Source organism: Nocardia sp. 348MFTsu5.1, from assembly GCF_000383535.1.
Taxonomy (GTDB): Bacteria; Actinomycetota; Actinomycetes; order Mycobacteriales; family Mycobacteriaceae; genus Williamsia; species Williamsia faeni.
Window position 1 is genome coordinate 228,483 of the sequence record NZ_KB911516.1, and the last position, 15,048, is coordinate 243,530.

At 63.7% G+C, this 15,048-nt stretch carries 13 protein-coding genes and 2 pseudogenes; 9 read left to right on the plus strand and 6 right to left on the minus strand.

The window, feature by feature from the left end:
- Positions 1-141 precede the first annotated feature (141 nt).
- On the minus strand, positions 142-891 hold the full coding sequence (locus tag H290_RS0116770) for an IclR family transcriptional regulator (RefSeq protein WP_020107980.1): 750 nt from the start codon (positions 889-891) through the stop codon (positions 142-144).
- Positions 892-1,138: 247 nt separating this feature from the next.
- On the opposite strand from H290_RS0116770, the gene H290_RS0116775 reads away from it, so the two are divergent.
- The 5 genes from H290_RS0116775 (at position 1,139) to H290_RS0116795 (ending at position 6,280) form a co-directional block, all read left to right on the plus strand.
- Positions 1,139-2,095 (plus strand): TauD/TfdA family dioxygenase, encoded by a 957-nt coding sequence (locus H290_RS0116775; protein WP_028463298.1) that lies wholly within the window; start codon positions 1,139-1,141, stop codon positions 2,093-2,095.
- A 25-nt stretch (positions 2,096-2,120) separates the two neighbouring features.
- The gene (locus H290_RS0116780; RefSeq protein ID WP_020107982.1) at positions 2,121-3,053 is read left to right on the plus strand and encodes a TauD/TfdA family dioxygenase; all 933 of its coding nucleotides are present in this window, start codon (positions 2,121-2,123) and stop codon (positions 3,051-3,053) included.
- A gap of 34 nt (positions 3,054-3,087) precedes the next feature.
- Positions 3,088-4,143 carry an ABC transporter substrate-binding protein gene (locus H290_RS0116785; RefSeq protein ID WP_020107983.1) on the plus strand — a complete coding sequence of 352 codons (1,056 nt, stop codon included), beginning with the start codon at positions 3,088-3,090 and terminating at the stop codon, positions 4,141-4,143.
- Positions 4,144-4,226: 83 nt separating this feature from the next.
- Positions 4,227-5,303 (plus strand): DNA polymerase IV, encoded by a 1,077-nt coding sequence (locus H290_RS0116790; RefSeq protein ID WP_020107984.1) that lies wholly within the window; start codon positions 4,227-4,229, stop codon positions 5,301-5,303.
- 23 nt (positions 5,304-5,326) lie between these two features.
- The gene (locus tag H290_RS0116795) at positions 5,327-6,280 is read left to right on the plus strand and encodes a triacylglycerol lipase (RefSeq protein ID WP_028463299.1); all 954 of its coding nucleotides are present in this window, start codon (positions 5,327-5,329) and stop codon (positions 6,278-6,280) included.
- Positions 6,281-6,379: 99 nt separating this feature from the next.
- On the opposite strand, the gene H290_RS0116800 is transcribed toward H290_RS0116795, so the two are convergent.
- Positions 6,380-7,123 carry a type 1 glutamine amidotransferase gene (locus H290_RS0116800; protein ID WP_020107986.1) on the minus strand — a complete coding sequence of 248 codons (744 nt, stop codon included), beginning with the start codon at positions 7,121-7,123 and terminating at the stop codon, positions 6,380-6,382.
- Positions 7,124-7,271: 148 nt separating this feature from the next.
- Between H290_RS0116800 and H290_RS0116805 the strand changes: the two genes are divergently transcribed.
- Positions 7,272-8,891, plus strand: a complete 1,620-nt coding sequence (locus tag H290_RS0116805) for an acyl-CoA dehydrogenase family protein (RefSeq protein WP_028463301.1) — start codon at positions 7,272-7,274, stop codon at positions 8,889-8,891.
- Positions 8,809-9,021, plus strand: a pseudogene (locus H290_RS31490) (hypothetical protein); the annotation flags it as partial. The gene H290_RS0116805 and the pseudogene H290_RS31490, both read left to right, overlap by 83 nt.
- Positions 9,022-9,082: 61 nt before the next feature.
- Here the strand turns inward: H290_RS31490 and H290_RS0116815 are convergent.
- From H290_RS0116815 to H290_RS0116830, 4 genes and pseudogenes are all read right to left on the minus strand, one after another.
- Complete coding sequence (locus tag H290_RS0116815; RefSeq protein ID WP_051122092.1) at positions 9,083-9,547, minus strand: histidine phosphatase family protein; 465 nt, start codon at positions 9,545-9,547, stop codon at positions 9,083-9,085.
- A 62-nt stretch (positions 9,548-9,609) separates the two neighbouring features.
- The gene (locus H290_RS0116820) at positions 9,610-9,924 is read right to left on the minus strand and encodes a hypothetical protein (protein WP_231373719.1); all 315 of its coding nucleotides are present in this window, start codon (positions 9,922-9,924) and stop codon (positions 9,610-9,612) included.
- Positions 9,921-10,088, minus strand: a pseudogene (locus H290_RS31495) (hypothetical protein); the annotation flags it as partial. The pseudogene H290_RS31495 and the gene H290_RS0116820, both read right to left, overlap by 4 nt.
- An 86-nt stretch (positions 10,089-10,174) precedes the next feature.
- Entirely contained in the window at positions 10,175-12,559 is a 2,385-nt protein-coding gene (locus tag H290_RS0116830; protein ID WP_020107992.1) for a phosphoketolase, read from the minus strand.
- Positions 12,560-12,734: 175 nt separating this feature from the next.
- On the opposite strand from H290_RS0116830, the gene H290_RS28885 reads away from it, so the two are divergent.
- Both H290_RS28885 and H290_RS0116840 read left to right on the plus strand, forming a co-directional pair.
- Positions 12,735-13,622: a DMT family transporter gene (locus H290_RS28885; protein ID WP_020107993.1), complete on the plus strand. Its 888-nt coding sequence runs from the start codon at positions 12,735-12,737 to the stop codon at positions 13,620-13,622.
- A 51-nt stretch (positions 13,623-13,673) separates the two neighbouring features.
- Positions 13,674-15,035, plus strand: a complete 1,362-nt coding sequence (locus H290_RS0116840) for an NAD(P)/FAD-dependent oxidoreductase (RefSeq protein WP_020107994.1) — start codon at positions 13,674-13,676, stop codon at positions 15,033-15,035.
- The last annotated feature ends 13 nt before the right edge of the window (positions 15,036-15,048 follow it).

The window sequence follows — 15,048 nt, forward strand, 5'->3', positions numbered from 1 at the left end:
TGCTTTCCTTTCGATTGGTCCGGATTTGAGGCGCTCAAAAACAAGCTGACCACGGACACGGATAGATTGTGTGGACCGATTCTTTCCCTGGCCCCCACTGGCCTCCACAACGTATTTCACATTGTGGAAGGAAAGCCACCATTAAATCGTGGCGCGTATAAGTTGATCGATGTTGCTGCGCACCTGGCCTTCTGCCACCACACCGCGCAGCAACTCTGCGGTCTGCCGCATCGCCGGGTGGATCTGGTTGATCAGTTGTGGGTTGAGCCGGACACTGCGGGCCTGGACGCCGATCGATGCCCGGACCTGACCGTCACTGTCGAACACCGGGACCGCGATTGCCGTGACGCCGTCGGCGGAGGAAACGGAGTAGCCGCGTCGACGTGCTGCCTGGACGTCGGGAAGCGCCGAGATACGCCGGTCCCGGCGCTGACCGAAGGCGACGATCGCCTGACCCATCGCGCTGTCCTCGAGCTTGGCCCGGCGGGTCGGCAGTTGGTGGCCACAGAACATCGACGGCGGCCGCGCGGAGTAGAGCGTGACTGCCTCACTGTGTTCGATCACCCCGAGACTCGCGGTGATCCGGATGCCGGACGACAATCCGTGCAGGTGAGGGGCAGCGGCTTCGATATTGATCTGACGCGCGGCAGTTTGCGCCAGCGCGGTGATCCCGTCTCCGATCCGGTATGAACTCGCACCTTCTCGCGCCAGCAGCCGGCCGCGGACGAGCGCTTGGGCGATGCGATGTGTCGTGCTCACCGGCAACGCGGCCCGCCCCGCGAGTTCGCTGATCGAGAGCGAGTGGTCTTCGCCTTCCATTGCGTACAGCACCGCGATCGCCCGCTCGACCGATTGCGAGCCGGTTCGCCCGGTTTGCTCCGTCCCGGTCATCGGGGTCGAGCTCCGCTGCGCTTCGTCTCGGTCATAGAGTCCCCTTGGAGTTGCGTGCAGTCCTTGGTTGTCATGGTGGTGCCCGGGCAGGTCGCCGCATACATTTGTGCGCGCCGTGAACCTATCTAGCCCCTGATCTCACAATGTGGAAGCCGTCCTTGCCAGCAACCGAGCCTTCGGGGATCAATGTAATTCCATCGTAGAAAGCGGACAGCCCGCCTATTCGGATAAAAGAAATGGAATAGCAATGACGGCAGTTGTAAACACCAGGGAATCGGTTTCCACCACATTGTCTGTGGAGCCTATTGCCGGCTATATCGGTGCAGAGGTCTCGGGAGTGAACCTGGCTGACGCATTCGACGAGCGGACCCAGCAGGCCCTCCGAGATGCGTTGTACGAGTACAAGGTCTTGTTCTTCCGGGATCAGAAGATCGACCACGCCCAGCAGATTCGGTTCACCAGCTACTTCGGTCCGGTCACCGACGCGCATCCACTCGGGTACACCGACAAGTCGCCGGCCGGTTATCCCGAAGTGCTGGAAGTGGATTCGCGTACCTATGCCAGCCGGAGCGGCTCGCGCAAGTACAGCTACGCCAACTTCTGGCATCAGGACGTGACCGCGCTGGTCAATCCGCCGGCGGTGACGGTGCTGCGAGGAGAGCTGGTTCCGGAGGTCGGTGGTGACACCACTTGGGCCGATCTCGGTGCGGCGTACGACAATCTGCCGTCATCCCTGCAGCGTTTCCTCGAAGGGCTGTACGCCGAGAATCGCTTCGGCGGTCGCGAAAAGCGTTGGGAGAGTGGATCAGAGTCGGAGGCGGTGACGTCGGAAACCCCGATCATCAGCGAGCATCCGGTGATCCGGGTGCATCCGGTGACCGGCCAGCGACTGATTTACGTCAATCCGGGTTTCACCAGCCGGATCCTCGGCGTCAGCCCCTCACAGAGCGACCGGATCCTGGACCTGCTGTTCGCGGAGATCACCAACCCGGCCATCACCGTTCGCGTCCGCTGGACCCCCGACAGCATCGGAGTCTGGGACAACCGGGCGACCATCCACCAGGCGCCCACCGACCTCGACCATCTCGACGTGGTCCGAGTTTTGCATCGCACGACCGTGGAAGGCGATGTGCCACAAGGGGTCAACGGACTGCAGTCCAGGTCCATCTCGGGTGAACCCTTCTTCGCGCGCAAGAGCGCCTGACCAACAACCAGACAAGGAAACAGCTATGACGACCATCGAGAACACCACCCGCACCGACCTTCAATTCTTCCCCGTCGCCGGATATATCGGAGCCGAGGTCGACGGAATCGACCTGCGAGACCCGCTGACAGAAGATCAGTCCAAGGCTCTGATCAAGGGGCTGCACCACTACAAGGTGCTGTTCTTCCGCGACCAGCAGATCGATCACGCACAGCAGATCGCTTTTTCCCGCAACTTCGGCCGGGTCACGGCATCCCACCCGTACGACGACGAGGCCCCGACCGAGTTCCCCGAGATCCTGAAGGTCGACAACCGCGACTACGAGCGCAAGTTCGGTGTCAAGGCAGCCAGCTACACCAACGAATGGCACACGGATGTAACCGCTTTGGTGAATCCGCCGGCCGTGACGATTCTTCGTGCCGACGTCGCGCCGGTGCGCGGCGGTGACACCAGCTGGACCAACCTGGCTGCTGCCTACGAGGGACTGCCGGAGTCGTTGAAGGAACTCGTCGACGGGTTGCGGGCCGAGCACAGTTTCGGTGGACGTCACCCGATCTTCAAGTCCGACAGCACCTATGGGGCGAAAGTGAACAAGGCTCCGCTGATCAGTGAACACCCTGTGGTGCGGGTCCACCCGGTGACCGGTGAACGGATTCTGTTCGTCCAGCCCGGTTTCACGAACCGTATCGTCGGATACAGCCGGCGCCAGAGTGACGCGATCCTCGACCTGCTCTTCGACGAGGTGTCCAAGGCCTCGTACACGGTTCGCTTCCGCTGGCTGCCGGGCAGCATCGCGGTGTGGGACAACCGCGCCACCGCCCATCTCGCGCCGGGCGACATCAATCACCTCGACGTGGCCCGGACGCTGTATCGCACGACCATCGAGGGCGACATCCCCGTCGGAGTCGATGGCCGGCCATCGGTGTCGATCTCCGGCGAACAGTTCATCGGTTCGTAGACCACCGCACTTACAAAGCAGAAGGAATTATCAGATGACCAATCGACCGCACGTCGCCACCAGCGCCGTTGTTGCCGTCTTAGCCGCTCTCACGATGTTGTTGGCGTCCTGTTCGTCGGGCGCCGACGCGGAGGTTGGTCAGGACGGCAAGGTCTCGGTGCGGTATCAGGGGTCGGCGTCGCAGGTCCAGTGGCAGGAACTCGCCGAATCGCTCGGGTATTTCAAGAAGGTCAAACTCGAGTGGGTCGGTGACACCACCAGTGGCCCGCAGGACATCCAGGCAGTCGCGACCGGTGCGGTCGACACCGGTGGCGCGTTCAATGGGTCGGTTGCCAAACTCCAGCAGGCGGGATCGAAGGTGACCGGGGTCATCTCGGTCAACGGGTCCGACGATCAGACTTTCCAGGGCTATTACTCCCTGGAAGGGAGCGGTATCGAAACCGCACAGGACCTGGTGGGCAAAACAGTCGGCATCAACACCCTGGGTGCTTACCACGAGTACGCCATCAAACAGTGGCTCCATGATCAGGGGCTCTCGGACGATGACATCAAGAAGGTGGTGCTCACCGTAGTACCGCCGATCAACACCGAAGTGGCGCTGCGTCAAGGTCAGCTCCAGGTAGGCAATCTCGGAACGATCTTCAAAGACGTTGCCCTGGAGAAGGGTGGCCTGCATGAGATCTTCCGGGACACCGATCTGATCGGCAACCTGTCGATCGCCACTCAGGTCTTCCGGGACGACTACATCAAAGAGAATCCGGAGGTGGTCGAGGACTATGTGCAGGGTGTCTCGCGCGCCATCCGGTGGGCGCAGGTGCATCCCCGCGAGGAAGTGGTCAACAAGTACGTCGAGATCATCGATGCTCGCGGTCGCAATGAAAACACCAATTTCGTGAAGAAGTGGAAGAGCCCGGGTATTCCGGTGCCGGGCGGCGTGATCAAACCCGAAGAGTTCACCGTGTGGGTGGATGAGGCGGTTCGGCTCGGCGAACTGCCGGCCGGGATCAAGGTGGAGGACCTCTACACCAACGAGTTCAATCCGTACGCGAACGGAACGTATCCGCCGGACTCGAACGAGGACGGTGTGTAGATCCACATTTCGCGGGTTGGTCAGGCGTCTGGAATTCTCCAGGCGCCTGACCTCGTTCGTGCAGGGCACTACTGTCGGCAGGGATGACGTCGACTCCGATCCGGCGCTTTCGGGCGATCTTGCACATCGACCTGGATCAGTTCCAGGTCTCGGTGGAGCGCCGCCGGAATCCGGACCTGATCGGCGTTCCGGTGATCGTCGGGGGCACCGGAGACCCGATGGAACCGCGCAAGGTTGTCACCTGTGCGTCCTATGAAGCCAGGGATCAGGGCGTTCGGGCGGGTATGCCGTTGCGGTCTGCGTTCCGAAAGATGCCCGACGCGATCTATCTGCCGCTCGACCATCAGTCCTACGACGTGGCTTCCGATGAGGTGATGTCGACGTTGCGAAGCTTCGGGTACCCGGTCGAGGTGATCGGCTGGGACGAGGCCTTCCTCGGAGTACCGGCCGGCGATGCCGACATGGACATCCGCGAACTTGCCGGGTCGATTCGTGGACGCATCCTCGACGACAACAGGCTGTCGTCGGCCGTCGGCATCAGCGACAACAAGCAGCGTGCCAAGATGGCCACCGGATTCGCCAAACGTGAATCAGACCATGTCTTTTCGCTGGACAACCAGAACTGGATGCCGATCATGGGGGAGCGCGGTGTCGGCGACCTGTGGAGCGTCGGACCGAAGACAACGGCCAAGCTCGAGAAGCTGGGCATCATGACGGTGGCGCAGCTCGCCACCGAGGACCGCGAGCACCTGGTCTCGGAGTTCGGGCCGCATCTGGGCAACTGGTTGAACCTCCTCTCGCGCGGTGGTGGCGACATCAATGTCAGCACCGAGCCGTTCATCGCCCGCTCGCACAGCAAGGTCGAGACGTTTCCCACCGACCTCACCGAGCTCGCCGAGATCGACGACGCCGTCAGCCGGCTCACGCGCGAACTGCTGGAACAGGTGATCTCCGAGCAGCGCATACCTTTTCGGGTGGCGGTGACCGTGCGGACCAAGACTTTCTACACCCGGACCAAGTCGCACAAACTGCCGGCACCGACCACCGACCTCGCCGTGCTGGAAGCCGCGATGCTCGAGGTGCTGCACAAATTCGAGTTCGATCGTCCGATCCGGTTGCTCGGGGTACGTTTCGACCTGGTGATGCCGGATGACAACTGACCGCCCGGTGGAAGGATGGAATCATGCGGTGGACATGTCGATCTGTGTTGGTGGCGGCTGTGCTGGCACTTGGGGTGGCGGGGGCACCCATGGCGCACGCGGCGCCGTTGCCGGTGACCTACAACTTCCTCGCGGGTATCCCGGCCGAGCTCGCCAATCCCGGTGGATCGCTGCCCGGATCGAATGACTACACCTGTAAACCCTCCGCCGAGCACCCGAATCCGGTGGTTCTGGTCCACGGAACCGCGGGCAGTCAACAGACCAACTGGATCTCGATGGTCCCGACGCTGAAAAACGAGGGCTACTGCGTTTATGCGCTGACCTACGGTGAGCTCTCGTCGGTGTGGCCGGCATCCCGGATCGGCGGTCTCGGCCCGAAAGAGGTCAGTGCCTGGCAGCTCAAGGTGTTCGTCGACAACGTGCTGGCGACCACCGGCGCGGAAAAGGTTGACGTCGTGGGTCATTCGCAGGGCACGCAGATCCCGACGTACTGGGCCAAGTACTACGGCGGTGCTCCCGAGATCGACAAGTACGTGTCGCTGGCACCGTACTGGCAGGGTTCCGACGACGACTCGAACTATTCGGATGTCTCGGCCGCGTTTGTCGAGGGCCTGGGCCTGCCGCCGGCCGCGGTCCCGGATGCCACGTGCACCGGCTGTGCCGATGCGCCCGCTGACGCTGACTTCGAGGCGGCGATCAATGCCGGTGGCGGACCGTATATCCAGGGCATCACCTACACCAACATCGTCACCCGGGACGACCAGGTGGTGACTCCGTACACCAGGGGGATCCTGGCCGGTCCGGACGGCATCGATGTCACGAACATCGTTGTCCAGGAAACCTGTTCGGCCGATCGATCCGATCACTTGTCGATCGTCGCCAACCAGCGATCGGCCGCGATGGTCCTGAATGCGCTCGATCCGGAACATCCACGCGCGGTGCCATGCCTCGCCGTACCGCCTTACACCGGAGCCTGATCAGCCGGACCGCGCGCCGCTACAGGTTTTCCAACCGTATGCAGGTGAAGCAGTGCCGGTATCGGGACGAAAAACCTGCACGGAGCTGGCGATGAGTCGCTATACCGGCGCGGCAGCAAGTGTGAGGAACGAGTCCAGGAGGATGCCGCAGTTCGTGCGTGATTCTTCGGCGCGGGCGGAGATCTCGGCGGTGATCCGTCGAAGGTCGATGCCACGTTCGACGACCAATTGTCCTTCGCGGGTGGCGGCCCAACTGGCCTGCCATGTTGCCCAGACCGCCGGCGAGATCTCCGGGTGGAACTGGACGGCGAGATTTCTGCCGAACGTAAATGCCTGCAGCGCAGCCCCGTTGCGGGCGATCTCTCGCGCGCCGGGTGGCAGGGTGAAGCGGTCGAAATGCATCTGCATCCACGGTCCGCGGGAGACGAGTCCCGGGGCGACGGTGTCGATGGTGACGTATCCGTGTTCGGGTACCTCAGCGCGTTTGACGTTCCCGCCGAGAATTCGGCTCAACAACTGTCCGCCGAAACAGACGCCGAAAATCGGCACATTGGCGGCCAGGGCTGAACGAAGGTAGGCGATTTCGTCGGCGAGCCAGGGAACGGAGTCGTCGTATGCCGATTCCGAAGAACCCATGACGATCACGAAGTCGAATGTGGCCACCGCAGGGAACTCATCCGACGGATGGACGATCTCGATCTCGTATCCCCGGTCGGCAACGTGATCTCGGAGGGTGCCGGTGTCCGCGATCCCGCGATCGGTGTCGTCGTCGTGGACGAGGAACAGCGCTCGAGCCCGGGCAGCGCCTGATTGGTCAGTGGCGCTCGATGCTGGAGGCTTCACCGTGGCTGTTCTCCTGGTCGTTTGTTGGGTCGGTGTCCATTATGGCCGGACTTGCGATGGTTCGCCGGTCGTAAACCGATGCGAAGTGGACATGCCCCCTCTGACCCGTCCAAAACCGCACCAAGTCGTCGGATGGGACGATGGTGTGATGGTCGATACACATGAAGTGATCAATCAGGTTCCACCGCTGGTCGGATACAACCCGGCCACCAGTGCGGCGCTGTCGGAGGCCCTTGTTCGCGAGGGCGGAGGCTGGGGCGCCGACGAGGTCGCGGCGCTCGGTGCGATCGCCGCAACGGCGCAGGCGCAACGTTGGGGTGAGTTGGCGGACCGCAATGAACCGGTGCTGCGGACTCATGATCGATGGGGGCACCGCATCGATGAGGTCGAATACGACCCCGCCTACCACCAGCTGATGGAGGTGGCGGTCGGGCACGGACTGCACGGTGCGCCGTGGGCTGATGCCCGGGCTGGTTCCCACGTCGTGCGGGCCGCCAAACTCGGGGTCTGGAACGTCGAGGCCGGTCACGTCTGCCCGATTTCGATGACCTACGCCGTGGTTCCCGCGCTGCGCCACAATCCTGAGCTGGCCGCGATCTATGAGCCGTTGCTGAGTTCGCGTGTCTACGACCCGACGTTGTCGGTGCCGTCGGGCAAGGCCGGTCTGATCGCCGGGATGTCGATGACGGAAAAGCAGGGTGGCTCGGATGTCCGGGCCAATCAGACCACAGCTGCGCTGAATTCGGACGGCAGCTACACCCTGACCGGGCACAAGTGGTTCACGTCCGCGCCGATGTCAGATCTGTTCCTGGTACTCGCGCAGGCGCCGGGTGGGTTGTCGTGTTTCTTCCTGCCGCGAGTATTGCCCGACGGCACCCGTAACCGGATGCGTCTGCAACGCTTGAAGACCAAACTGGGCAACCACGCCAACGCGTCGTCCGAGGTCGAGTACGACGGCGCCACCGCGTGGCTCGTCGGGGACGAGGGTCGCGGCGTGCGCACCATCATCGAGATGGTCAACCTGACCAGGCTTGACTGCGCACTGGCCAGCGCCGGGAACATGCGGCACGGACTGACCCAGGCGATGCATCACGCGCAGTACCGAAAGGTGTTCGGCGAGTATCTGATCGACCAGCCGCTCATGCGCAGCGTGCTCGCCGATCTGGCGATCGAGTCCGAGGCCGCGACGATGGTGTCGATGCGGATGGCCGGTGCCACCGACGCTGCGGAACGCGGCGACGACACCGAGACATTGTTGCGGCGGATCGGCCTGCCCGCCACCAAGTACTGGCTGTGTAAGCGCGCGACCGCGCATGTAGCGGAGTCGATGGAATGCCTCGGCGGCAACGGTTACGTCGAGGATTCGGGAATGCCGCGGCTGTACCGGGAGGCACCGTTGTACGGGATCTGGGAGGGTAGCGGCAACGTCAGTGCGCTCGACACCCTGCGCGCCATGGCGACCGCACCGAAGTCGGTGGACGCCCTGTTCGACGAACTCGACCGTGCCACCGGGCTCGACGACCGCTACGACCGACACCTGACCGGGCTGAAGAATCAGCTGTCCACCGCGGGAGAAGCCAGTGCCCGTCGCATCGCCGAATCGATTTGTATTGCGCTGCAAGGATCATTGATGTTGCGGCACGGTCATCCGGCCGTCGCGGAAGCATTCGCCGCCACGCGTCTGGGTGGAGACTGGGCCGGAGCCTACGGAACCCTGCCCGCCGGACTCGACCTCGCACCGATCTTGGAGCGAGCCCTGGTCAAGTAGCCGCCGAGCCGTCGAGCGTGCCCATAAACCCGCCGAGCGTGCTCATAAAACCGTCGACCGTGCCCATAGAGCCGTCGAGCGTGCCCATAAAACCGTCGACCGTGCCCATAAAACCGCCGACCGTGCTCATAAAACCGTTGAGCGTGCCCATAAAACCGCCGACCGTGCTCATAAAACCGTTGAGCGTGCCGTCATTCCCTCGGTATCGACATCTGGATCATCCGGTTGCCGGGATCGGGCGTCAATCCGATCTCGGCCCAGGATGAACCGATCTGCAGGACCGCATATGCCGAAGTCGGGAATCGCGGGATTTGTGCATCGGGATCCAGTGTGAGTGCGGTCGTGGGCATACCGGGTTCGTGCCCGACAACCAGGATCGTCGCCGCGTCGGAGGGGGCGTAGAGACGGATGGCCTCGAGGACGTCGTCGGGATCACCGCCGTAGATGTCGTCGACGTAGGTCGTCGGAGCGTCGATGCCGGTGCGTTGCAACGTTTGTCGGGTGCGGGTGGCGGTGGAACACAGTACTGCGTCCACGGTGAACCCGGCATCACTCATCCATCGACCCGCCAGCGCGGCTTCGCGGCGGCCGCGTTCGGCCAGCGGTCGTTGATGGTCGACGACACCGTCGGGGTATCCGGACTTGCCGTGCCGCATCAAGATCAGTGTTCGACTCACGGGTTCGACGGTAACCCGCCGGTCGACGAAATCGGTGAAGGTCAGGCCGTGCGGCGATGCCGGCCGGTGTGCGATGACCTACCGGCGTCGGCCAGCGCGGTCCGAAGCAGGCGCACCGTTGCGTTCCAGGCTGAAGCCTCTTGTTCGAGATGTTGGGCGCACTCGGAGTCGCCGCGGAGCCATTCGAGTTCGGCGTTCTCGCGCAGTTCGACAACCTCATCGAAACCGAACTCGATCAGCTCGGCCAGCGCGGTGCTATCGGAGCAAGCCCATTCGATCTGTTCGCGGCTCAGCGTCATCAGCCGTTCCAGGTCATCACGAAGCATCGCGCGCGTCGATGCGGTCAGGCCACTCACCTGATCAAGGATGCCCTACATCGTGGACAACAACCAACCGCCGCGCCGACGGGTTCGCGGTCGCCGGAATTATCGGCACACTCGCCGGTGTTTGCGGCACGGTCGGCGGTTCGATGGGCACGGTCGACGGTTTGATGGGCACGGTCGACGGTTCGATGGGCACGCTCGGCGGTTCGATGGGCACGCTCGGCGGTTTGATGGGCACGGTCGACGGTGCGTTGGGCTGGTCAGCAACAGCTTTCGCCGGGCGTCACGACCAGTGCCATTCGCGGATCTCGGGCAGATCTTCGAAGTGTTCGCGGACGTAGTCGTGGTGCCGTCGCAGTTGGTTCTCGCAGAACTCCGCGAGGTCTCCGGCTTTCTCGGGTACCCGCCGAGTGCGGCGCAGCGCCTCGAGTACCAGGTGGTAGCGGCTCATTTTGTTGAGCACCACCATGTCAAAAGGTGTTGTGGTGGTGCCCTGTTCGCTGAATCCGCGGACATGGAACCGGTCGGGATTGGTGCGACCGTGGAGCTGTTGATGGATTGCCCGCGGGTAGCCGTGGAACGCGAAGACCACATCGGTGTCGGCGGTGAACAGGTCGATGAAGGTCTGTTCGGACAGGCCGTGTGGATGGTCGTTCTGTGGCAAAAGCACCATCAGGTCAACAACATTCACCATCCGGACCCGCAGCCACGGTACCCATTCGCGCAGCAGGTGGGCCGCGGCGAGGATCTCTTCTGTGGGTACGTCACCGGCGGCGGCCAGCACGATGTCGGGTTCTTCCTCGGCGCCGACGGCAGTGGGATGCTCTGTGCCGGCCCATTCCCAGATCGATGCGCCGGCGGCGCAGTGCTCGTTGGCCTGCTCGAGTGTCAGGAACTGCGGATGTGACTGCTTGTCGACGACCAGGACGTTCACGTGGTCGCGGCTGCGGAAGCAGTGATCGGCGACCGAGAGCAGCGTGTTCGAATCCGGTGGCAGCCAGACCCGGACCACCTCGGGTGACAGCGGGATGACGGCGTCGATCAGGCCGGGGCCCTGATGGCTGAAGCCGTTGTGGTCGTTGCGCCAGCACGTACTGGTCAACAGCACATTCAACGATGCAACCGGTTCCCGCCACGGCAGATCCACCGCGTGCTGCAGCCACTTGGCATGCTGCACCAGCATCGACACGCTCACCATCGCGAACGCCTCATAGGTGGCGAACAGACCGTGACGCCCGGACAGCAGATATCCCTCCAGCCACCCCTGGCACAGGTGTTCGCTGAGGACCTCCATGACCCGTCCTTCGGGGGAGATCCCGTCGTCGAACTCGGTGCGCGGAAGCTGCCAGCAACGGTCGGTCACCTCGAAGACGGCTTGCAGCCGGTTCGACGCCGTCTCGTCCGGAGAGAACAGCCGGAAGTTGCCGCCGTGGTCGGCGTCGGAGTTGTTGCGGTAGATGTCCCGCATCAGTTCGCCTAGCACCTTGGTCGTCTCATAGGACGTGGCACCGGGCGCATCGATCTGCAGTGCATACGATTCGAGCGGCGGGATCCGCAGCGGCACGAGGTTGCGGCCACCGTTGGCGTACGGCGTCGCGCCCATCCTCAGATCACCTGCGGGTGCGAGCTCGGCGAGTTCGCCCACGAGGGTTCCGTCGGCGTCGAACAGCTCTTCAGGACGGTACTTGCGTAGCCAATCCTCAAGGAGTGCAAGGTGTTCGGGGTTGTCCCGCACACCCGACAGGGGGACCTGATGACTCCAGTGCGTTCCCTCGATGAGTTTGCCGTCGACCGTGTGCGGGCCGGTCCACCCCTTGGGAGTGCGCAGGACGATGGCCGGCCACTTGTTGCCGCCGGGCCGGCCGGTGCGAGCGTCTGACTGGATATTCGCGATCTCGTCGTGGGCATCGGCGATCGCCCGGGCGAGGTCGGCGAACACCTCGCGGGGATCGCTCCCTTCGACAAATACCGGCGCCCAGCCCTGTCCGGACAGATACGCCTCGATATCGCGATCGCTGGTCCGGCCCAGCACCGTCGGGCTGGCGATCTTCGCGCCGTTGAGATGGAGGATCGGAAGCACCGCACCGTCGCGCGCCGGATTCAGGAAGGCGGGGATCTTCCACGACCCGGACAACGGGCCGGTCTCGGCCTCACCGTCGCCGACGACACAGGCCACCAACAGTTCGGGATTGTCGAACGCTGCGCCCGCGGCATGGATCAACGCGTAGCCGAGTTCGCCGCCTTCATGGATCGACCCGGGGGTCTGCACGCTGACGTGGCTGGGGATGCCGCCGGGGGTGGAGAACTGCCGGCACAGCGCGCGCACGCCGGCGGCGTCGGGGGAGATGTGTGGGTAGATCTCGCTGTAGGTGCCCTCGAGATAGGTTGACGCCACCAGCGCGGGGCCGCCGTGTCCGGGACCGGTGATGTACAGCCACTTCGACCCGGTCTCGCGGATCCGGCGATTGATCAGGGTATAGATCATCGACAGTCCGGGACTGGTGCCCCAGTGGCCCAGGAGTCGCGGCTTGATGTGTTCGTTCTTGAGCCGTTCGTGCAATAACACGTTGTCCTGCAAATAAATTTGCGCGACGGTCAGGTAATTGGCGGCGTCCCACCAGCGCAGGTCGAGGTCGAGCTCGGCGTCGGTGTAATCGGCCAATGACATTGGTGGTCACCTCTCGGATCTGAACGGGGCTACTCGAGTATGAGTCGCGGAGGCGACGGCTGCAGGAACACGAGTACCCAGATGTCAGGTGTTCATCCGGAGGTCGTTGCCGATTGGCTCGCGGAGCGCTGTTGCTCCGCGCTTTCTGCCACCACAGGCAAGTAGTGTCAGAACCGTGCAGTTGTTCCTCCCGGCGCTGTTGGCGACGTTGTCAGCTTTGCTCGTTGCCAGCGGAACCCTCGTGCGTCAACGTGCGTCGACGCCGTCGGGTGGCATCACCAAGCTTTGGTGGGTCGGGGTTGTGATCGCAGCAGGGGGTTTCGCGCTGCAGGCTGCCGCGCTGGGACTCGGTTCACTGCTCCTGGTGCAGCCGCTCATCGTGTTGTCGGTGCTGTTCGCACTGCCGATGGAGGCCTACCTCGACCATCGGCATCTCAATTTCCACGAGTGGAAATGGGGCATCATCCTGACGATCTGTATCGCCGCCTTTGTGGTGATCGCGCAGCCGGAACCGGGCTTGGACCACGTCTCGCCGGGGGTGCTCGCCACCACGATCGTCGTGGTGGTCGCGGTGCTGGCCGCGCTCGTCGTGTCAGCGCATTTTGTGTCGGCGCATCACAAGGCGCTCCTGTTGGGGTCTGCCTCCGGCCTGCTCACCGGTGTGCAGGCGTTCCTGCTCAAAGGCGTGATGACCCAGCTCGAAGATGGTTTCGTCAATGTCCTGGTCCATCCGGAGATCTACCTGATCATCCTGGTCGCAGCCGGCTCGGTGGTCACCCAGCAGCTCGCGTTCGCAGCGCACGACCTTCAGACGTCGTTCCCGGCGATGACCGTGTGGGAGCCCGCCGTCGCCATGGCACTCGGTGTGCTGCTCCTGGGCGAGCGCATCGACGTGAACTGGATCGAAGGCGTCGTCGCGGGCGTCGCTCTGGTGACGATGTTGCGCGCGGTATTCGTGCTGGCGCGTCACGCTGCCGAACGCGAAACCGAGTTCGAAGTCGAGCTGATCAAGAAGCCCGCGCCCGCGCCCGGCGGTAGCGCGATGGGACCCACGAACCACTGACGTTCGCCGGTCGGTCTGGAACCTGTTGCGGTGCAGTGGCAAGGTGGGGGCATGTCAGACAGCGAGTACGACGTCGTGGTGATCGGTGGTGGTCCCGCGGGGGAGGTTGCGGCGCAATATGCCATCGCCGGATCGTCGCGGACCGCAGTGATCATCGAGCACGAGCTCCTCGGCGGCGAATGCTCCTACTGGGCCTGTATGCCCAGCAAGGCGATGCTGCGACCGGTCGCCGTCCACGCTGCCGCCCGCCAACTCGACGGCATCAAGGTCGGCAAGAGGTTGCTCCCGGAAGAACTGCTGCGTCGTCGCGACGCCTGGGTGAACGACTACGAGGACGAGGGTCAGGTGAAATGGGCCCACGGGATCAACATCGACGTCGTCCGCGGCCACGGGATCCTGACCGGGAAACGGACGGTCGACGTCGACAACGGTGGACGCGTCAAAACCATCAAGGCCCGGCAGGCTGTCATCGTCGCCACCGGGAGTGAGCCCGTCATCCCGAAAATCTATGCGCCCGCGCAGCCCTGGACATCCCGCGACGCCACCGGTGTCCGTGAGATACCCGGATCACTGATCGTGGTCGGTGGCGGTGTGGTGGCCTGTGAGGCCGCAACGTGGATGGCCGCACTCGGCACCAAGGTCACGCTGTTGGCCCGCGGCACACTGCTGGCGAAGTCCGAACCGTTTGCCGGCGAACGGGTTGCACAAGGCCTGATCGACAGCGGCATCGACGTCCGGCTGAATGTGAAGGTGTCCGAGGTGGTCCGTCCGGTCGCGGCGGACACCGGCGTCGGTCGCATTCACGGCGACGCGGTGACGGTGACGGTGGACGGTGAGTCGATCACCGCCGACGAGATCCTGGTGGCCACCGGCAGACGCCCCACCCGGGAGGGAATCGGACTTGCGTCCGTCAACGAAGACGCATCGTGGCTGTACTGGGTCGGCGACGCCAGTGGTGGTCCGGCGCTGACACATTGGGGCAAGTATCAGGCCCGAAATGTCGGTCACACGATCGCGGCCCGCGCCGAGGACCGCAACCCACCACCGGTGCCCGCCGATGTCCCCGTCCCGCAGGTCGTGTTCACCGATCCGCAGGTGGCGAGCGTAGGGCTGACCGAACGCGAGGCCATCGCCAAGGGGATCGACGTGAAACTCGCCGACGTCGACATGACGTCGGTGGCCGGTTTCGGCTTGCTGCGGGACGACGCCGCCGGCCGGGCGCGCCTGGTGATCGACCGGGCTGCCGACGTCATCGTCGGTGCCACGTTCGTCGGACCAGAGGTCGACGAACTCCTCCACGCCGCAACCATTGCGATTGTCGGGCGAGTACCGGTCGCGTCTCTGTGGCATGCGGTCCCGTCGTATCCGTCGGTGAGTGAGGTCTGGCTCAAGTTGCTCGAGTCGCTCGATTGACCCGAATTCGGTC